Below are 18,439 nucleotides of genomic sequence, written 5' to 3' on the forward strand. Positions count from 1 at the left end.
ATAAAATTACATAAAGTGCTTTTTTTGATCGCTTTATCTCGCTAATATCGGCCTAATTCGGTAATTAACTTTCACTTTTTATATCGAGGTCATCATGAAAAAGTTTGTATTTGCAGCATTGGTTGCAGCTTTTAGTGCGAGTTCCCTGGCATCCAAAGACAATGTTCGTTTTGTTGCGGTGGATGACAGCCTGTTTTCAAATATTTGTGTGGTAGCCGCCCAGGAAGGTGTTATTGCCGCGCGTAAAGTTGCGCCTCGTGAGTTTAACGAAAGCATTCGTTGCAATGGCCAGACGATCAATACCTTCGCCCGTCAATACACCAAAGCTGATAGTGCGCCGATAGCCTACAAGTTTGTGCTGGCAGACGAGCGTCCTGAGTCGATGCTATGCAAACAAGCGGTATCTGAAGGAGTTGAGTCGCTGGGGCTTACCCGTGGTGAGTTGGACAATATTTTCTGCAACGGTGTGCGTTTGACCACCTTTGCCAAAGCCTACCAGGCAAACTGATTGACCTGCCGAGCAGTCCTTTCATGGACTGCTTGATGTTGTCTGGAGCGGTTGGCGTAGCCTGACGCATTAAAAAACCCGCCGAAGCGGGTTGAGGGTTGAAGGGTGCAGGCCGCTCCAGCTTAAGTTGTTAGCCGATTATCCGGGCTGTTATTTGCCTGTACGGCGACTTCCTATGCTGAAAAGGCCTGACTAGGCCTAAGTAAAGCACAAATTTTCCAAGTTGCTCAAAAAACGTATGCGATAGTATCAAGATAATAAAGCCGTCCGTTTTTGCCCGCAGTTGGGCAGGGCTTTTCATGAGTTGGCTAGAAAGCCAGCAATTAGGTTGAGGCATTTAGATTTTGCTTGATAAAGCCTAATGAATTCCCTAACATACGCCGCGCTGAATCGCCCGGGAAACCGCTGCTGATATAAGCAACGAGCACACCGCAGTGCTCCCGCACACAAGTGACAGAAAAATAAAGCGGCAGAACAATGTGAATTAGGGTGAAGTCCGGTCACGAAGTGATGAGGGGTGACTTAACGTCACGCCGAAAGGGCTGAACGAGAGGCCGTGGACGGCCGAACTGGGCAATACGCCATGGATGGATACTAAGACCCAAAGTTTAACGAGCACGCCGCAGTGCTCCGGCATGAAAGTGGCAGACAAATAAAGCGGCAGAACAACGAGAATTAGGTGAGGTGTCCGAGTGGCTGACAATTTTGTCAGGAACAAAATTGGACATCCGCAGGATGGCCCCGAAGGGGCGAAGGACAGGAGTCCGAAGCAACGAGCACGCCGCAGTGCTCCGGCACGAAAGTGGCAGACAAATAAAGCGGCAGAACAATGAGAATTAGGTGAGGTGTCCGAGTGGCTGAAGGAGCACGCCTGGAAAGTGTGTATACGGCAACGTATCGAGGGTTCGAATCCCTCCCTCACCGCCATATAAAATGAAAAAGCCCCGTCCAAAAGACGGGGCTTTTTCATTTTACGCGGTGAGGGAGGGTGAGAACCCTCGCGGTTCGACAAAAATGCCAGGAGCATTTTTGAACGTCGCCGCCGTCCGGAGACGGCCCGAAGGGCGAAGTACAGGAAGTACTTCGTAATCCCTCACGTTTGTTCCCACCTGAGAGAGTTAAAGAGTCTCAGCCCCTGTTCATTGCGATGTGAAAAACCCGGCTTAGGCCGGGTTTTCTGCTTTTTGGCGTCCGGTCGCAAACACCAGGGATGGGCCAGAGCCCATCCCGAAAATTCGGGACAAGCAAAATTGTTTGCTTGCCTTTGTTCGAATTTTCCCCTCACCGCAATATAAAATGAAAAAGCCCCGTCCAAAAGACGGGGCTTTTTCATTTTACGCGGTGAGGGAGGGTGAGAACCCTCGCGGTTCGACAAATTTGCCAGGAGCAAATTTGAACGTCGCCGCCGTCCGGAGACGGCCCGCAGGGCGAAGTACAGGAATTACTTCGTAGTCCCTCCCAAAAGCTAGTTGCCAGTAACAAACAGTCCAAAAGACGGGGCTTTTTCATTTTACGCGGAGATGGGAGGGTGAGAACCCTCGAGGTTCGACGAATTTGCCTGGAACATTTTATTCACCACATCCCTGTGGTTCACCTGCTCCGCAGGCCAGCTAAAGCTGTTCCAATCGGTTCCCTACCCATTGGTGGAACGTCACCGCCATAGGGCAACGGCCCGCAGGGTTAAGGGCTGGATGCCCGGAGTAATTCCTCCCAAGAACCGGTGATTAAGAAGCATTTCTGCTATACAAAGAGGTTTATCAAGTCCGCAGCCCTGCCTGTCAATTACTGCCCAATCACATCACTGAAGTACGATGAACTAGGAGCGCGCCACGCAATCTTCCGAAAGCCAGCACGCCCCCCAATACTAATAAATACAAGTACAGGGTTGCCGGCGCGTCAATCTGCCCGGTTGATGGCGTCCTTGGTGCAACTGTCTGATTAAATTCATAAATATCTGATGTGAATCCAAAGTTATTGGTTGCTCTTACGGCAATTTTTTGGATCCCTGAAGAAGTAAATGTGTGTAGGTTGCTGGGATTAAAGACACCATCATTGTCAAAATCCCACTCCAGGTATTGCATATCACTTGGCAGCGCAAACACATCATGTAATGCGTCAAGCAGGCTGGCGTTGAAGGTGGCGGCGGTACCCACTTGCACTGTCGCTGATTGGCTGGCCGCCGAGGAGACTTGTGGACCATTGTAATGCAATGCCGTTGTGATAGCCGCCGCGCTGTTATGTTCGGCCTGGCTAGTACTTGCCATGATCCCAGATGCGGCATCACTCAAGGGCACACTGCCGATATCCTGTTGAACCTGACCACTCAGATAACTAAGTCCGAATACCCAATCAAATCGGCTAAAAGCAAAATTGTGGGTCGGGGATTGGTATTGCAGCGTGCCGCTGGAGCTATTGAAGTTTAAGGTCGCGCCGCCAAGGGTTACTAATCCATTGGTGAGTATTGTGCTATTTAGCCACGCCTGTCCAGAAGACAAGAACCGGATGCTGTTGCCGCCTATCAGTAAGTTTATGCCTGTGGTGATATTTACATCAGGACTCCCCATGGCTAGGCCACGACCCACTTCTCCGAGTAAAACAAAATCTGATGTTTTCGCATAGACATAAGCTTCACTTGCAGTATTGACCGCAAGGTTACTGGTAAAAGCGCCGCTGAAAGTATTAAAGTGAGGGCCGTCAGAGATAAATTGAGCCGATATTACAGTTGCTTGACTGGTGTGCGGTAGTATTAGTGAGGCCAATAGAATCAAAAAACGCGCAAGACGAGGTGGGCACAAGGCGTTGCCGGTCATGAGTATCTCCACAATAGATTGATGGTCGATACTGCCAACCATATTAATATTATTTTGTAGCATCACCTGCAAAACCGCAGCAGTTGAGCTGAACTATGCAAGGTATGCGCCGCAACTTTATTTATGAATTAATACAATGAGATACCTGGATTTTTAATGAACTGCTTTGTAGTCCCATCGGCATTTTGTAAAGATTCCCAACAGCCAAATTTCTAATAGTCAGCTGATTGGGTATGGATAAAAAACTTTGCTGTCTCAGAAATGCGCTTAAAGGTTTGGATTGGTGAAGGTGAGTAATTCACTTAAATACATTATGAATCGTTCGAGCGATGGCCAAATGGCCGGCCGAGGTAAAAGCCAAATATGCATCTACAATGTTCGGTGTGAATCACAAACCTTCAATATCACTGTTTTCCTAAATTTATATCACACAGTTTAACGAGGTCATTTTATGGAAGTGGTCAGCAGCCTTCGCTCAGGCATTTTTTTGTTTATGTTGGCGATTGTCGCCATTCCTGCTCAAAGCGACAGCATCAAAGTAGTCAGTGAGGAATGGAAACTTGCTACTGAGTCCAGTGGGGTTGGCCTGTACTGGGATATTTTACGTAAGGTATATGAGTCACAGGGCATTGATTTGGAGTACCAAATTGTTTCCTACGCCCGTGGTGTGAAACAGGTATTAAGTGGTGAAGCCGATGCCTGGGTTGGTGCGTCTTTGGGTGAAGAAGAGCAAGCTTTATATGCTGCCTTACCTTTAGACATTGACCTAACCTATGCGCTGTACAAACCGGGCACTCTGGGAGAATGGAAAGGGGCGCAGAGCCTTGCCAACCGCAAAGTAGGCTGGGTAAAGGGCTATGACTATCAGCAGGATCTTGGAGTCCCGATGCAGGTGACAGAGTTTGTTACGCGCAAAGTCGGCTTTAAACGACTGGAGAGCGGAGAAATAGAGGTGATTGTGGATGCCAAATACGATTTGGAGCAAGAAGCTATCCAGCTTGGCGTAGATCTCTCTGGCTATCAGTTATCGCCGGTGATGGAGCAGCCCATCTATATTGCCTTCAACAACAGTGAAAAAGGGAAACGTTTTAAGTCTATCTTTGACCGTGAATTGGCACGCCTCAGAGATAATGGTGAGTTAAGAGCCCTTTTCGACAAATATCAGTGGCAAACTTACCCATTTAATTAAGCAAAAGATAAGGCTATCCAGCCTGAACAAGGCCCCGTTGATGTTTTGCGGGGCCGGTCAAAAACCTAAAACTTATCTACATAACATCCAGAAGATTCAACTCCCAAGTGCACGCTATGTCAAACATCCTGCAGTTCCAAACAACTAATCAGCTTTTTCAAGCACATTCTTACTCAAAGCCCCAGCACCCCTAGCCACTGCAGGATCGGTATCAGGATCAGGCACATTGTGCTTACCAAACCTGACGCTAAATGCCGGCGTTTTATGTACCAGCCAATAGGCAATGCTGGCGGTGATCACAAGCGCGGCCAGACCGAATAACTCCAAAGGGGCAGTTTTCTCCATATCAAGAATGATGACTTTCCGGGCCACGGCCATCAGCGCCGTGGCAATCACGATCTTAACGTGAATCACATCCTCGCGAAGGTAAATGGTGATATTGATAAAGATTTCTATGGCAATCAGTACCGCCATAAATGCACCGAATGTGGCCAGTATATCCGGGATGGTCAGGATAAAAGTCGGCGGCTCGATGATGCGTTGATACAGTGTCCATACCACATCGACGACACCCATAATAATCACCGCCACCATCATGATGGCCAGCAGGCGCACAGCCCAGTGGATCACGCGCTGCAGCGCGACTATCAAAGGCTCCTTATCCGGACCGTGGTCATGCATTGTTGTCCTCGCTCTGTGCTTTCAAACGTGCGACAGCTTGTTCGGCTGCGTCATAAAAAGGAAGCAGGATCAGACTTGCGCCTTTTTCCTTGAGCAAATCCTGATCATGAGGCTGTTGGGTTGAAACGGCAATTCGCCCTTTATAGTGTTGGCCCTTTAAACCCTCAATCAGCGCTAGCCTGGGATCTTCATGGGTGATGCCAACATCATGCTGTGGCATCGCCGATACTACCCATTTCACGCCGGTTAAGGGCAGGCTACTGACAAAAGCTGCGTCTGTTGCATCGCCATAGATGACGTCATTACCCTGCTGACGCCAATGTTTAACTTCATCAGGATTGAAGTCCACTGCCAGTAGTTTAAATCCTGCCCGTAGCAAGTAGTGAGCTATGGCCTTTCCATATCTGCCAAGGCCAAACAGCACCACATCATATCCGCCAGTGACAGACTGCTGCTGTTCCAGTTTTTCTTCCCTGAAGGCTGTTTTACGTTCAAATATATCAAACCAGCTCTCCAGAATTGCATAGAGGCTGTGCGAATAGGTGATCATATAAACGGACAGGGAAATACTGATGAGCCCGACTAAGGTCACCAGACCCAAAGAATCTGCAGTTACATGGCCGATGGTCAGGCCCATTGCCATAAAAATCAGAGAAAACTCACTGATTTGGGCAACCGTTAATCCGGCCAAAAATCCGGTGCGTTTGCGGTACCCCATCCAACCCATAATTGCCATCACAATTAATGGATTACCGATCAGCACGAACAGCGACAGCACGATCGCTGGGACAATTTGTGTACCCAACAAGCTCAAATCCAGTTGGGAGCCGAGGGCGATGAAAAAGAATAAAAGCAGAAAATCCCGCAAGGAAGAGAGACGGGCGACAATAGCCTCACGAAATTGTGTAGAAGCCAGCGATATGCCAGCGAGCAGGCCGCCAAGCTCTTTGCTAAAGCCAAGATGACTGCCAATCGCTGCCAGTAAAGCGGCCCAGGCAATAGCGAAGGTAATCAACAATTCCTGAGAGTGAGCGATGCGGCTGACCAGTGGCGTCGCCAAATAGCGAATAAAGAGCAACACAAAGCCGAGCATCAGCAGACCATAAAAGACAATGGAAGCAATACGCGTGATGGGGGCGGTTTCTCCTCCATCTTGCGCGCCTAAACCAAAAGCAGAAAGCACCATCATTGCCAACACCACCACCAAATCCTGGACAATCAGAAATCCGATGGCAATGCGTCCATGCAGTGAATCCACTTCGCGTTTGTCAGACAGCAACTTGACGATAATGATAGTGCTGGAGAAGGTCAGGGCTACTGCGACATACAGCGCTGTAATAGTATCCAGTCCCAAGGCCAGCCCGAGTAAAAAGCCGATCAAGGAGGTGAATGTCACTTGGCCCAATCCCGTTGCTAAGGCAACAGGTCCCAAGGTTTTGATCAGCTTTAAGTCAAGTTTCAATCCAACCAGAAATAACAGCACAGCGATGCCGAGTTCTGCCAGCAGTTGAATATGCTCATGGGATTGCACAATTCCCAGCGCTGATGGTCCTGCTAAAACGCCCACAGCAATAAAACTGACTATCATAGGCTGGCGAAGTTGCAAGCCTAAGAAGCCGACAACAGCGGCCAATGCAAGTAGCGCGGTCAGCTCATAAAAGGGGGATGTATGGATCCAGTCTTCCAACACATGCATGTGTATTTTCCTGAATTGATGAAATTCCTAGCGGTAAAAACCATAGCATCAAAAAATAGTCAGACGGTAAGACAATACAAGAAGCGCGAAAACGAAAAATAGATACAAATCAAAAGCCCCGCTTCGGGGCGGGGCTTAGCTAATTTGGCTGACAGTGATTGTTTAAAACTTATCCACCTCAATCTCATGCACTTTCCACTGCCCGTTAATATTTTTCAGGCGGGTGGTACGCAGATCCTCTTTCTTCTTGCCATGGAAGGTGCCGGTAAAGAAGATGATCACTGTGGCTTCATCGGAGTACTGGCCGCGGACGTTGTTATTGCCGCTATCCACAGCCAGTTCTACCTTGTCATAAGACAGGTTCATCACATGCCGTTGAAAGTTGCTGTTGGTATGATAGTTACGCACCAAACGTGACATTTTGGGAGAGCTCAGTCTTAACACTTCTTCCATGTCTTGATCATGATAAAGATGGTTAAAAAACTGGATGGCGGCATATTCTGGGGTGCCGTCATCCATCATGCCGTATTTGCCAACGCCTTCAGATTCCTGTTTGGAACATCCCATCACCAGGCTGGTCAGGATCACCAGCAGAGTCATCATCAACGCTCTCAAAGCTCTCAAAGCTCTCGCTCCTATACTTGCCAAGAACAGTTATCCCAATGTCGCGATAACTCAAAACCTGAAAAAGAGTGTGCAAGGTAGGTGAAAAAAAGTAAAGGTGGTTTACTGACACATGGCTGTCTGCGCTGATTGCTTATATAAAAGCATACAAATAGGAACCTGGGACTAAAAATATATTAGTCAAACAGATCAATAGGTTAGCAATGTATTATAAGGTGTGTCCCGGCCAGACTGGTGGTAAACCGGTCTGGCTGGGGGAAGAAACGCCATAACTGAAGAAGGCGTTTCCTGAGGCTACTGCACCAGTTCCGAATCGGAGAAGGCGCCGGCAAATAAGGGGCTGCTCAGGTAACGCTCTGCCGAGCTTGGCAGGATCACCACTATGTTCTTATCTGCATTTTCCGGCTTCTCAGCCAGGCGCTTAGCGGCAACCACGGCGGCACCGGAAGAAATACCGGCCAGAATACCTTCTTCTTTCATCAGCTTATGGGCCATTTCCATGGCTTCATCATTGCTGACCAACTCCACGTGATCGACCAATTCCAAATCCAGGTTGCCGGGGATAAATCCTGCGCCGATGCCCTGGATTTTATGCGGCCCTGGGGTCAGTTCCTGACCAGCCTTCGCTTGGCTGATGACGGGGGAATCCACTGGCTCCACCGCCACGCTTAGGATGTTCTTGCCCTTGGTTTTCTTCAGATAACGGCTAACACCGGTGATGGTGCCGCCAGTACCTACGCCGGCCACAAAGATATCAATCTGGCCGTCGGTGTCATTCCAGATTTCCGGTCCAGTGGTCTTCTCGTGGATTTCCGGGTTGGCCGGATTATCAAACTGCTGCAGCAGCACATATTTTTCCGGATCCGATTCATAGATTTCCTGCGCTTTAGCAACGGCGCCTTTCATGCCTTTGGGGCCTTCTGTCAGCACCAGGTTGGCACCCAAAGCTTTCAGAAGCTTGCGACGCTCCAGGCTCATGGTGCTTGGCATGGTCAGGGTCAGCTTATAGCCGCGGGCTGCTGCCACAAAGGCCAGGGCGATGCCGGTATTGCCGCTGGTGGGCTCGACCAGTTCTTTGTCTTTGGTCAGGATGCCGCGTTTTTCGGCGTCCCAAATCATATTGGCGCCAATACGGCACTTCACGCTAAAGCTGGGATTGCGGGCTTCAATCTTGGCGAATACTTTGCCGCCGGTGACTTTATTCAGTTTGACCAGCGGGGTTTTACCGATGGATTCAGAATTATCGAGGTACACTTGCATGGTGATTCCTTGCGGTTAACGAAGCGCTCTACGCTACTTCACAAACTAGACCTACTAAGATTACGGCCAGATAACTAAAAACAAAGTGTTTTTTCGCTATATCATATTGTAAAACAAACCTGTGAACGTCGAAGGTAAGCCTTATACACGAGTTTGTGTGAAGGTATTCGTTTCAGTCTTTGAGGAGTCCCATGTCTTTTACCGGAACCGACCAATATATTGCCAGTCAGGAATTACAGCTTGCGGTGAACGCCGCGGTTACCCTGGAACGCCCACTGCTGATCAAAGGTGAACCGGGCACAGGTAAAACCTTATTGGCCGAAGAAGTGGCCAAGAGTCTGAATACCGATTTAATCGCCTGGCATATCAAATCCACCACCAAGGCGCAGCAGGGCTTGTATGAATATGATGCGGTCTCGCGCCTGCGCGACTCACAATTGGGTGATGCCAGGGTCCATGATATCGGCAATTACATTGTCAAAGGCAAGCTGTGGCAAGCCTTTGAAGCGGCCAAGCGTCCGGTGCTGCTGATTGATGAAATCGACAAAGCCGATATCGAATTTCCCAATGATCTACTGCTCGAATTAGATCGCATGGAGTTTCATGTGTATGAGACCCGTGAAACCATCAAAGCCGCGCAGCGCCCCGTTGTGATTATTACATCCAACAATGAAAAGGAGCTGCCCGATGCCTTTTTGCGCCGCTGCTTCTTCCATTACATCCGTTTTCCTGATGCCGATGAGATGCGCCGCATTGTTGGCGTGCATTTCCCCACTCTGAAGCAAGACTTGCTCAATCAGGCCTTATCCAGCTTCTTTGCAGTGCGCGATGTACCGGGATTGAAGAAGAAACCCTCCACCTCGGAGCTAATCGATTGGCTCAAATTATTGGTAGCCGAGGATATTCCGGCTGAAGCACTGCATAGCAAGGACAGTAAACTGGTGATCCCGCCGCTTTATGGTGCTTTGCTGAAGAATGAACAGGATATTCAACTGTTTGAAAAACTGGCCTTTATGGCGAGACGTTAATGCTGGTTGAGTTTTTCTTCACCCTTCGCAAATATCAGGTACCGGTCAGCTTGCGCGAACTGCTCGATTTGCTGAAGGCACTGGAAGCCAATCTGGTGTTTGCCGATATGAACGCCTTTTATGAGCTTTCGCGCCTCACCCTGGTCAAAGATGAAAGCCACTTTGACAAGTTTGATCGCGCCTTTGCCCATTATTTTCAAGGGGTGCAAAGCCTGGATCTGTTTGGCGAGTCGTTGCCGCAGGAATGGCTCAGAAAAGAGCTGGAGCGTCATTTCACGGAAGAAGAAAAGCAGAAAATTCAAGCTTTAGGCGGATTGGAAAAGTTGCTGGAAACCTTGCAGGAGCGACTTCGCGAGCAGCAAAAGCGCCATCAGGGCGGCAACAAATGGATAGGTACTGCCGGCACTTCACCCTTTGGCGCCTATGGCTTCAACCCTGAAGGGGTGCGAATTGGACAGGATGGCAATCGCCAGTTCAGTGCGGTTAAAGTCTGGGATAAGCGAGAGTTTCGTAATCTCTCTGCCGATGTGGAGTTAGGTACCCGCAACCTTAAAGTGGCGCTTCGAAAATTGCGGCAGTTTGCGCGCACCGGCGCCACCGAAGAGTTGGATATGGACACCACCATCAAAGCCACCGCCAACAATGCCGGCTTGTTGGATATCCATATGGTGCCAGAGCGGCACAATGCGGTAAAAGTGTTGATGTTATTTGATGTGGGCGGCTCCATGGATGCCCATATTCGTGATTGCGAAGCGCTGTTCTCGGCCGCCCGGGGCGAGTTTAAGCACCTGGAGTATTATTATTTCCACAACTGTCCTTATGAAGCAGTATGGAAAGATAATCACCGGCGACGGGATGAAAAGATCCAGGTACAGGATTTGCTTCACAAATATGGCCCGGACTACAAACTGATTTTTGTCGGTGATGCCACCATGGGCCCCTACGAGATCACTTATCCTGGCGGCAGTGTTGAGCATTGGAATGAAGAGCCCGGTGCAGTGTGGATGCAGCGGCTACTCAAGCACTTTGGCAAAGCCGCTTGGTTATGCCCGCAGCCACAGCAATATTGGCAATACTATCAATCTGTTGGCATCATTAAGCAGTTGATGGAAGAGCGTTTTTTTGCACTGACCTTGTCGGGGCTTTCTGAGGCTGTCGACAGCTTAAAATAAGGAAATCAGGGTGTCACAACCGCATACCGCCGATCATGCTTTTACCGCCGAAGAAACCCGTGCCTTTGTGACCCCTTACGCCTTTGGTGTGGCACCGGATTTACTTGGTACCCCCCTGGCCACACCCTTAAAAAGAGGCCTGGCCATTCTCGTGGATTTGCTGGCCATCGCCATGTTAACTGAGGTCAATAGCCTGTTTCTGGCGGCACTCAGCGCTTGGGCATTTATGCGCGCGCAACAGCGCATGCGCAAAAGCGGCCGTTTTCAGTGGGGAAGGCGCATACTGCGGGGATTGGCGGCCCTGATGATCTTTATTCTGGCGCTGGGGCTATTTGAAGCCATCAGGCCTGACAATCCCTACTACCAAGCAGGTGATGGCTACACTATGGATGAAGACAAGGTGGTCACGGGTGTTGAGGGAATAAAGGTGTTGGGCTACACCGCCAAACATATCAGTCGTATCACCCAAACCGCCAAACAGATTGAAGACGGCAAATGCCCTGAACCATTGCAGTGCTGGTCTGCCTCCGCCGATGAGTTAGCCGACGATCTGGTCGACTTATCCCTGTCATCAAATCAGGCACACGAATTGATGAAAGGCTTTGCCGAAGAAACAACAGGACTGACTGAAACGCAGCAACAGCAGCTGCTAACGCAGATGCAGGAACGCTATGAGGCTGGTCGGGCGACCATGGCAACACCCGTTGTTGAAGAAAGCTCGGTCAACAGCGACATTGAATCAACGGAAACGGTCGTCGAAACGGATAAGCCAGCACCTGCGGCAAAAGATGAATCCTCATTGCCCTTTAGTGTGGTGGCCTGGGCCAAGAGCATTGCCGCCGATTTGGGCATTGGTGTAGGTTGGGCAGCGTTTTACTTTACTGTGTTTACCGCGTGGTGGCAGGGACAGACGCCTGGCAAGAGAATGTTTGGCATTAAGGTGATCAAACTCGACGGGAACCCCCTAAACCTGTGGGAAAGTTTTGGTCGCTATGGCGGTTACGGTGCAGGCATTGCTACCGGCTTGATGGGCTTTATGCAGGTGTATTGGGATGCTAACCGTCAGGCGGTCCAGGATAAGATTTCCGAAACACTGGTGATTGATACGCGCAAGCCTAAACTGGTGTTAAGTCATCAGCAGGTGGAGATTCTGTCTCACCAGGCTGAAGAAGAACAAAAAGCAATGAACGGATAACCGATGTCGCCGTCCAACAGAAGAACGTATAGAAGAGTGATAACAATGAAATGTGTGGGCCTGTTGCTGTTAAGCGCAACCTTAAGTGTACAAGCCGCTTCTTATGTGGAAGTAGTGACCCAAACCGAGGGGAAAATCCGGCAAAGCCAGATTGTGGTGGATAAGGGCAGGGTAGCGATGCTGTCTGGCGGTAAGACGCAAATGGTGTACGAAGAGGCAACCGGACAGATCCTGCTGTTCTCCCACAAAGATAAGTCCTACCGGGTCATGGACAGCAAGAAGCTGGCCGCCATGGCCGATGGCTTAGGCGATTTGAAGCGCCAGGCCATGGCCATGATGGAAAACCAAATGCAGGGAATGAGTCCCGAGCAGCGGGCGCAGATGCAGAAAATGCTGGGTATGAATACCAGCGAAGAACAGCCAGCGTTTTCGTTCAGCGCCGACGGCAAGACCGCCGAGGTGCACGGCCAACGATGTCAGTGGTTATCGCAGTACCAAGGCGAGCAACTCTATGCCCAGGCCTGCACGGCTCCATTAAAAGACACCGCGATTTCCAAACAGGATTATCAAACCTTAAGCGGCTTTTTTGCCAAAGCCCAGTCGATGGCAGGCTCCTTGGGTGTGCAGGAGATGGATATGGCGCTAAGCGAATATCTGCTTAAAAACGACAAGGTGCCACTGCAACTCAAGGAAACCCGCGATGGAAAACAACAAGTGCATAGCCTTAAGATCTCCAAACGCGAAGCTAACGAGCAGTGGTTCAGCGCACCAAGAGATTATCAGGTACAAAGTGGTATTTTCTAAATTGGCGCGGCGCATTGCTGCTGTATTTCAGGCTTCCATGGTATAACCAGTGATGTCAGGGTGTTTTGGTAGTCGCTTTTCCATATGAATATTCAACAGAATCTCGCCATTCGCCTGTTGCGGGTGCTGAGGTATAACAAAGCGCGAATTGAACGGGCCATGGCCTTGATGCCAGAGCAAAAGCGGCCCTTGTTCAATGTGTTGCCGTTTCTGTTGCATATTAATCACCCTGATTTTCCGGGCTATGTGGACGATGACAGGGTGCCTTTTGGCATCAATAACTATTCCTTTCGTCCAGTGGTGGCTGAATCGCTTTACACCCTGTTTCCTGCCAACAAAACGCTGCTGGATGACATTAAGCAAATCTGGCCCAGGCAACGGCAAATAGATGCCTTGGTGCTGATGGGCAGTATAGGCAGCATTGCACAAACCGAAGATTCCGATTTTGACTACTGGGTCTGTTTTGATGGCAGTCAATGGGTGCCTGAGCAAATCTCCTTGCTTGAGGAAAAACTCAGGCAAATTGAGCACTGGGCCGAGCACGAGTTTGGTCTGGAAGTGCATTTCTTTACTTCTGAAATAGAGCGGGTCAGGCACAACGATTTCGGCGAAGCCTCAGGTGAAAGTTCAGGCTCTGCGCAAGCCCTTTTCCTCAAGGCTGAGTTTTACACCACCAATATTGTGGTGGCCGGAAAAGCCCCCTTGTGGTGGTTGTTGCCGGATAAGGTCAGTGATGAGCAGTACAATGAGCTGATTGGTTATCTTAAAGAGGGCCAATCGCCCGATCCCAGCTGGTTTATGGACTTGGGCAACCTGCAGCGCCTCGACCCCAGTGAGATATTCGGGGCCGCTATCTGGCAGATCAGCAAGGCCATGGACTCCCCCTTTAAATCGGTACTAAAACTGGCCAAGCTGGAAGTGTTTCTGGAAAACATCGAGCATGGTCAGCCGTTGTGTAATCTGCTCAAGAGAAGAGTACATACCGGCGCGCATATGGAAGGCAATGAACAGTTGGTCGATCCCTATGGCCTGATGTTCGATGAATTAATGCATCACTACGATGCCATAGGCGATCAGGAAAGTATCGACCTGCTGCGCCTGTGTTTGTATATCAAATGCGATTGCCGACTCAGCGAAGCGGGAGAAGAAAACTTTAAACGCGACATTCTGCGAAGCTATGTCAAAAGCTGGGGCTGGTCCAGGCAGCGTATCGAAAAGATTGATCAACTCAGGCAATGGAACTTCCAGGAGCTGATTCAGCTTAGCCGCCAAATTCACGGCTTTTTAATCAGTTGCTATCGACGTATCTCCGGCCGCATCGGCCAATACACCAAACAGTCTGTCAGCGAAGAAGATATGACAGTGATAGGCCGTCGTATTGAAGCTTTTTATGCCAAAAAGCCGCATAAGATTGAGTGTCTGCGTAGCGCCTTCGAGCAAGAGCTTTATTGTCGTACCGTCGCCATTGAAGCCGAGACTGTGGCCGGCAAAAAACGCCGTTGGAGTTTATATGATGAAAGCCCGATGGCGTCCAAAACCGCCGTGCAAGGGCAGATACTGCTGAAATCCGGTGACGATCCTATTGAGCTGATGCTGTGGGCAGTGCGAAATCGCATTATCGACAGCAAAACTGAGATTCAACTTGGCTATAAGACCGAGCCGGTCACCGAAGTGGACCTCTACAAATTGGTGCGCCAGTTTGAAAAGCAGTTTGCATCGGTGCGGATTGCTCAGTTGCCTCGCCAAGATTTACTGTCAGCCCCTCGCATTACCGCCTTTTTGGTGATTGCCAACTTTGAAAGCCGTCGCACCAAGCCGGAAATCGACAGCCTCAAATTGGCTTATCTCACCAGTTGGGGAGAGTATTTCCTGATGTCCGGCTTTGAAGGACTGGAGAGCATTTGGGCCAGGCTGCAAAAGAGCCGTCCGCGCCCGCCAATGGTGATGTATGTGCCAGAAGGGACCCTAAGACAGCGCCTGGAAGAGAACTTTATTATGCGCAGCGGCTTGGCTGCAGATGTCGTGGTTTAACAACCCTATACCGGATTACTATTTCACCAAGCTGTCCGGGGGACCCTGTCATACCAAGTCCATTAATGATGTGATCACTCAGCGAGGAGCAAAATGCTCCGTGGCAAGGCAGGGGCCTGCAGGTTTAGTGGGGCTAAATCAAAGGTCCCTAACACCGCCAGGGGGCATTTTGACCTCGCCCGCAGGGAGCGGCCAGAAGGGCTTATCCCCGCGTTTCCGCTTTTTGACATAGACACCGCTATGCCTGCAAAGCGGCGCCTTGACCTAAGCCCTTCTGACCTGCTCTGAGTTGACCAGATCATTAATAGACTTGGTATCACTTGGGGCGCGCTTTGCCAGCGATGGCAAAGCGTAACGGGGTGCGCAGCACCAGCAGATAATAGCTAAGGGCAATTAAGGGAATGGCAATCGCGAGGGTCGCGACATATTTGATCACAGCCGGTACATCGAGAACAGCAACCACCCCGGCGGCGGCAACAACAATAGGATAATGAATAAGGTAAACCCAGTAAGACGCCTGGCCCATTACTTCTGCGTTTTTGATGGGCTTGTTGAGACGAAGATGAAACCAGCCTAGCAGCGCAATGGTCATACTAATCCCCAATACGCCGTTGCTGACACCGGCCAGCATGCCCACAACAAGGTCGATATTACGCTCATCAAACAGGCGCGCTCTGCTTGCCCAAACGCACAGCGGCAGCACAAGCATTGCCGCTACAAATGATACTCGCCAGCAAGATTGCCAGCTGCGGATGATTTCTTGATGCCAGAACAGGAAAAAGCCTAGGGCAAAATAACCAAACAGGGTAATCTGCATAGACCAATGGGTCCCGCTGCCGCTTTCAAGAATGTAAGAGGGAGTGGTGGTTAAGACGGCCAAGACTGCTAGACACAATATACCGCTGTAACCTGTCAAACGCCTTACCGTCCAAGCGCAGAGTGGTTTGCTCAAACCAAAGCGCCGCAGCAGGGAGAGTCCGGCTACCGCCAGACCGGTAAACAAGAGCAGGGACAGCAGAAACCAAAGGTGATAAAGCTTGCTCCAGCGTATCCACTCAGCGCTTAAAAACACGATCCAGCCAGCGGCAATTGAGTCGTATTCGACCACTGCCTTGGCAAAATCATAGGCGCCGCGCATCAATGGGGACATCAGGATATAAGCCACTAGCAGCGGCATAAATATGCGGCTAAAGCGGTTTCTCCACAGGCCAGCAATGCCCTTTTTCTCCAGCAACAGCGCGGCGGCAAATCCGGCGGTGACAAAAAAGGCCTGCATAGCAAAGGCATACAGAAATATCGCCACAATATCAAAACCGAAGTGGGTACTGGAGTCCTTGAATGATCGCGGTATGCTCACATAGGGCAAAAGGGGATGCCCTAGCATAACCACAAACATCATGGCCGTGCGCAGATGATCAATGGCATAGTAACGAGGGGTAGTCATGCCTGAGCCCATTTTGTGGGTGAGATGCGCGGCTTTACTCTCTCAGCCGACGCGGCGCAATGTTGCATTCAAAGCAGCATAAATAGCACCGCCGAAAGGTGCAACATGCTGTTGGTGTATCGCTTGGTTTTTGCTTCGACGCCGTTCTTGGCTGATTTACTGAAATCCGGTGAAGATCTTGTTGGACTGGAAAGCAGAGAAACTGTCCACGCTCACCGGTGCAGATATTCTTACCGGAGGTGACTCTAAAGCAACGGCTGGAAGAAAATTTTATTTTGCGCAGTGGTGTGACGCCTAATTTGGTGGCTTAGATTGTTTGTCATTTATTACTATGGCTTGCTGAGGTGTCTTCTGTTCATTTGAGTAAAAGCTAATAGAGCGCAATTCGCTGGAAAAACCGAGCCAATTTGATGAAATTTAACTAAGAAAAAAGCCGCTGTTTGCGGCTTTTGACATATTTGTAGACAGGGAATAGATTTAAACCCCTCTCGCACGTCTCACAAGAAGCAACAAAGACAAACCAAATAGAGCTAACATGCTTGGCTCAGGCACTTCAGTAGAAGGCGCTTGTGGTGCACTGGCCAGCCCCCCGAAGCGGGCAGTTTGACTGGCTGTCCAGAACCCAACATTTCCTGACATAAAGGTTGTATCAGTGAATGACTGAGCGACTGTTGTGGTAACGCCACCAATTAAGCCTGTAATGCTAAAAGAGATGTTGTTGCCTGAACGGCCGACCACAAAATTGTAGTCTTCATTATCTTGCCAAAACAATTCGGATTGAAACAGTATGCTACTGATTCCGCCCAGTTCTCTTACCAAGTAAAGTCCGCTTGCACCGCTGATATCGTTATAGCCACCTTGCTCCCAGCCCAAGCGATAATGGTTTGATTGGTCTGTCCAACCAAATACAAGACCTAACAAATCATTGTCATCGAAAGAAGCGGTAGTTGGCGTCATGGAGCCGGAGAAATTGAAGTCTCCAGTGAATGAAAAGTCTGAGACAATAGTTCCGTAAGAGTTACTATTTTGAACGGCTTGGTTGCCGCCTGCAGAAGTTAATCCAGTTGGACCTGAACTATAAGAAGGGTCGGGGAAAAGTGACCAAAGGGATGTATCTACAATGATTGAGGCATTTGCCGAGCCAATTGCTGCCAACAGTGATAGCGAAGCCAATATTTTTTTCATTTTTTTTCCTTTCAAGAGCCGTTACAAACTTCCAAAAGACATAACAATCTTTTTACACATAAAGCGTAAAGCAGTTTTCGGGCCACTCTGTTATTATCCTTTAATATCATTGCTTTGCGTTACTTTTGGTGTCATCTTTATGGTCTTTTGTAAATTAAATTGACACTCTTTTCCAATTTTTCAGTTGGTGTTGTAAATTTATTCAACAAGAAGGCGTATGTTGAGTTAGCTAATCTGCACGCTCGCAAATTCTTGGCTCCGCTATCCCGTGAAACCCGAAAATTGAACTGCGTTTTGCCACCGGCATAAGAGGAGTGCTAAGCGACACGTCCTTGTGTCTGCGGTCCAGCCTTGCCATCCACGGCCAGTCGTTTTTGGGCATGATAAGCCTCCATGTGTGAACATCCCTGTCGCGGGTGCCCAAGGTTTCTTTCTCCTCCGCGTCCTGCTTCGGAAAAAGTCCAGGTTGGATATCCTCTATCCTCCCGTAACTGACTAAATTTACTGCGCGCTTCCGCAAATTATTGACGTCACTTACCCACGGCCAGTCGTTCATCGCTTGGCGAGTGATGTTACCAATTCGCCAGGAGCGAATTGGGACAGCTTTGGCTGGCCTGCGCAGCAGGTGAACCTCAGGGACGAGGTGAGCAAATCACTTACCATTGCCTCTGACAACCGCATGACGAGCCGAGTGTACAAACGTCCCTGTAGGGGGAGCCCAGGTCGGACTTCCTCTGCGTTACTCCAGGCTATCCCTGTCTTTCGCCCCCGCATCAAGTGCGGGGCAGGCTCTGCGGGCCAGCAAAGCTGTT

14 protein-coding genes and 1 tRNA gene are annotated in these 18,439 nt (G+C 49.6%); 8 read left to right on the top strand and 7 right to left on the bottom strand.

Going from position 1 to position 18,439, the window contains the following annotated elements; translation table 11 throughout:
- Positions 1–94: 94 nt before the first annotated feature.
- Together P2G88_RS03000 and P2G88_RS03005 are read left to right on the top strand one after the other, a co-directional pair.
- Positions 95–508: a hypothetical protein gene (locus P2G88_RS03000; RefSeq protein ID WP_275794174.1), complete on the top strand. Its 414-nt coding sequence runs from the start codon at positions 95–97 to the stop codon at positions 506–508.
- A gap of 839 nt (positions 509–1,347) precedes the next feature.
- Positions 1,348–1,435 (top strand) — tRNA-Ser (locus P2G88_RS03005).
- A gap of 866 nt (positions 1,436–2,301) precedes the next feature.
- Here P2G88_RS03005 and P2G88_RS03010 read toward each other — a convergent pair.
- Positions 2,302–3,318, bottom strand: a complete 1,017-nt coding sequence (locus P2G88_RS03010; RefSeq protein ID WP_275794175.1) for a hypothetical protein — start codon at positions 3,316–3,318, stop codon at positions 2,302–2,304.
- A gap of 451 nt (positions 3,319–3,769) precedes the next feature.
- On the opposite strand from P2G88_RS03010, the gene P2G88_RS03015 reads away from it, so the two are divergent.
- Positions 3,770–4,507, top strand: a complete 738-nt coding sequence (locus P2G88_RS03015) for a transporter substrate-binding domain-containing protein (protein ID WP_275794176.1) — start codon at positions 3,770–3,772, stop codon at positions 4,505–4,507.
- A 144-nt stretch (positions 4,508–4,651) separates the two neighbouring features.
- On the opposite strand, the gene P2G88_RS03020 is transcribed toward P2G88_RS03015, so the two are convergent.
- The 4 genes from P2G88_RS03020 to cysK form a co-directional block, all read right to left on the bottom strand.
- A complete protein-coding gene (locus tag P2G88_RS03020) occupies positions 4,652–5,188 on the bottom strand; it encodes a phosphate-starvation-inducible PsiE family protein (protein WP_275794177.1) in 537 nt (178 codons plus the stop codon).
- Positions 5,181–6,884 (bottom strand): cation:proton antiporter, encoded by a 1,704-nt coding sequence (locus P2G88_RS03025; RefSeq protein WP_275794179.1) that lies wholly within the window; start codon positions 6,882–6,884, stop codon positions 5,181–5,183. Before P2G88_RS03025 ends, P2G88_RS03020 begins: the two co-directional genes overlap by 8 nt.
- A gap of 162 nt (positions 6,885–7,046) precedes the next feature.
- Positions 7,047–7,508 (bottom strand): hypothetical protein, encoded by a 462-nt coding sequence (locus tag P2G88_RS03030; protein WP_275794180.1) that lies wholly within the window; start codon positions 7,506–7,508, stop codon positions 7,047–7,049.
- A 294-nt stretch (positions 7,509–7,802) separates the two neighbouring features.
- Positions 7,803–8,768, bottom strand: a complete 966-nt coding sequence (gene cysK / locus P2G88_RS03035; protein WP_275794182.1) for a cysteine synthase A — start codon at positions 8,766–8,768, stop codon at positions 7,803–7,805.
- Between the two features lie 191 nt (positions 8,769–8,959).
- Between cysK and P2G88_RS03040 the strand changes: the two genes are divergently transcribed.
- The 5 genes from P2G88_RS03040 to P2G88_RS03060 all read left to right on the top strand — a co-directional run bounded on the left by P2G88_RS03040 (position 8,960) and on the right by P2G88_RS03060 (position 14,998).
- Positions 8,960–9,796 carry a MoxR family ATPase gene (locus P2G88_RS03040; RefSeq protein ID WP_275794184.1) on the top strand — a complete coding sequence of 279 codons (837 nt, stop codon included), beginning with the start codon at positions 8,960–8,962 and terminating at the stop codon, positions 9,794–9,796.
- Positions 9,796–10,968: a hypothetical protein gene (locus P2G88_RS03045; RefSeq protein ID WP_275794185.1), complete on the top strand. Its 1,173-nt coding sequence runs from the start codon at positions 9,796–9,798 to the stop codon at positions 10,966–10,968. The genes P2G88_RS03040 and P2G88_RS03045 overlap by 1 nt, the downstream gene beginning before the upstream one ends.
- 10 nt (positions 10,969–10,978) lie before the next feature.
- Positions 10,979–12,163 (top strand): RDD family protein, encoded by a 1,185-nt coding sequence (locus tag P2G88_RS03050; RefSeq protein WP_275794186.1) that lies wholly within the window; start codon positions 10,979–10,981, stop codon positions 12,161–12,163.
- 45 nt (positions 12,164–12,208) lie between these two features.
- The gene (locus P2G88_RS03055; protein ID WP_275794187.1) at positions 12,209–12,967 is read left to right on the top strand and encodes a hypothetical protein; all 759 of its coding nucleotides are present in this window, start codon (positions 12,209–12,211) and stop codon (positions 12,965–12,967) included.
- Positions 12,968–13,051: 84 nt separating this feature from the next.
- Positions 13,052–14,998 carry a class I adenylate cyclase gene (locus P2G88_RS03060; RefSeq protein ID WP_275794188.1) on the top strand — a complete coding sequence of 649 codons (1,947 nt, stop codon included), beginning with the start codon at positions 13,052–13,054 and terminating at the stop codon, positions 14,996–14,998.
- Between the two features lie 316 nt (positions 14,999–15,314).
- On the opposite strand, the gene P2G88_RS03065 is transcribed toward P2G88_RS03060, so the two are convergent.
- Together P2G88_RS03065 and P2G88_RS03070 are read right to left on the bottom strand one after the other, a co-directional pair.
- A complete protein-coding gene (locus P2G88_RS03065; protein WP_275794189.1) occupies positions 15,315–16,442 on the bottom strand; it encodes an acyltransferase family protein in 1,128 nt (375 codons plus the stop codon).
- A 477-nt stretch (positions 16,443–16,919) separates the two neighbouring features.
- Entirely contained in the window at positions 16,920–17,627 is a 708-nt protein-coding gene (locus tag P2G88_RS03070) for a PEP-CTERM sorting domain-containing protein (RefSeq protein ID WP_275794190.1), read from the bottom strand.
- Positions 17,628–18,439: the final 812 nt, after the last annotated feature.

This window comes from Aliiglaciecola sp. CAU 1673, assembly GCF_029223185.1.
Lineage (GTDB): Bacteria > Pseudomonadota > Gammaproteobacteria > Enterobacterales > Alteromonadaceae > Bowmanella.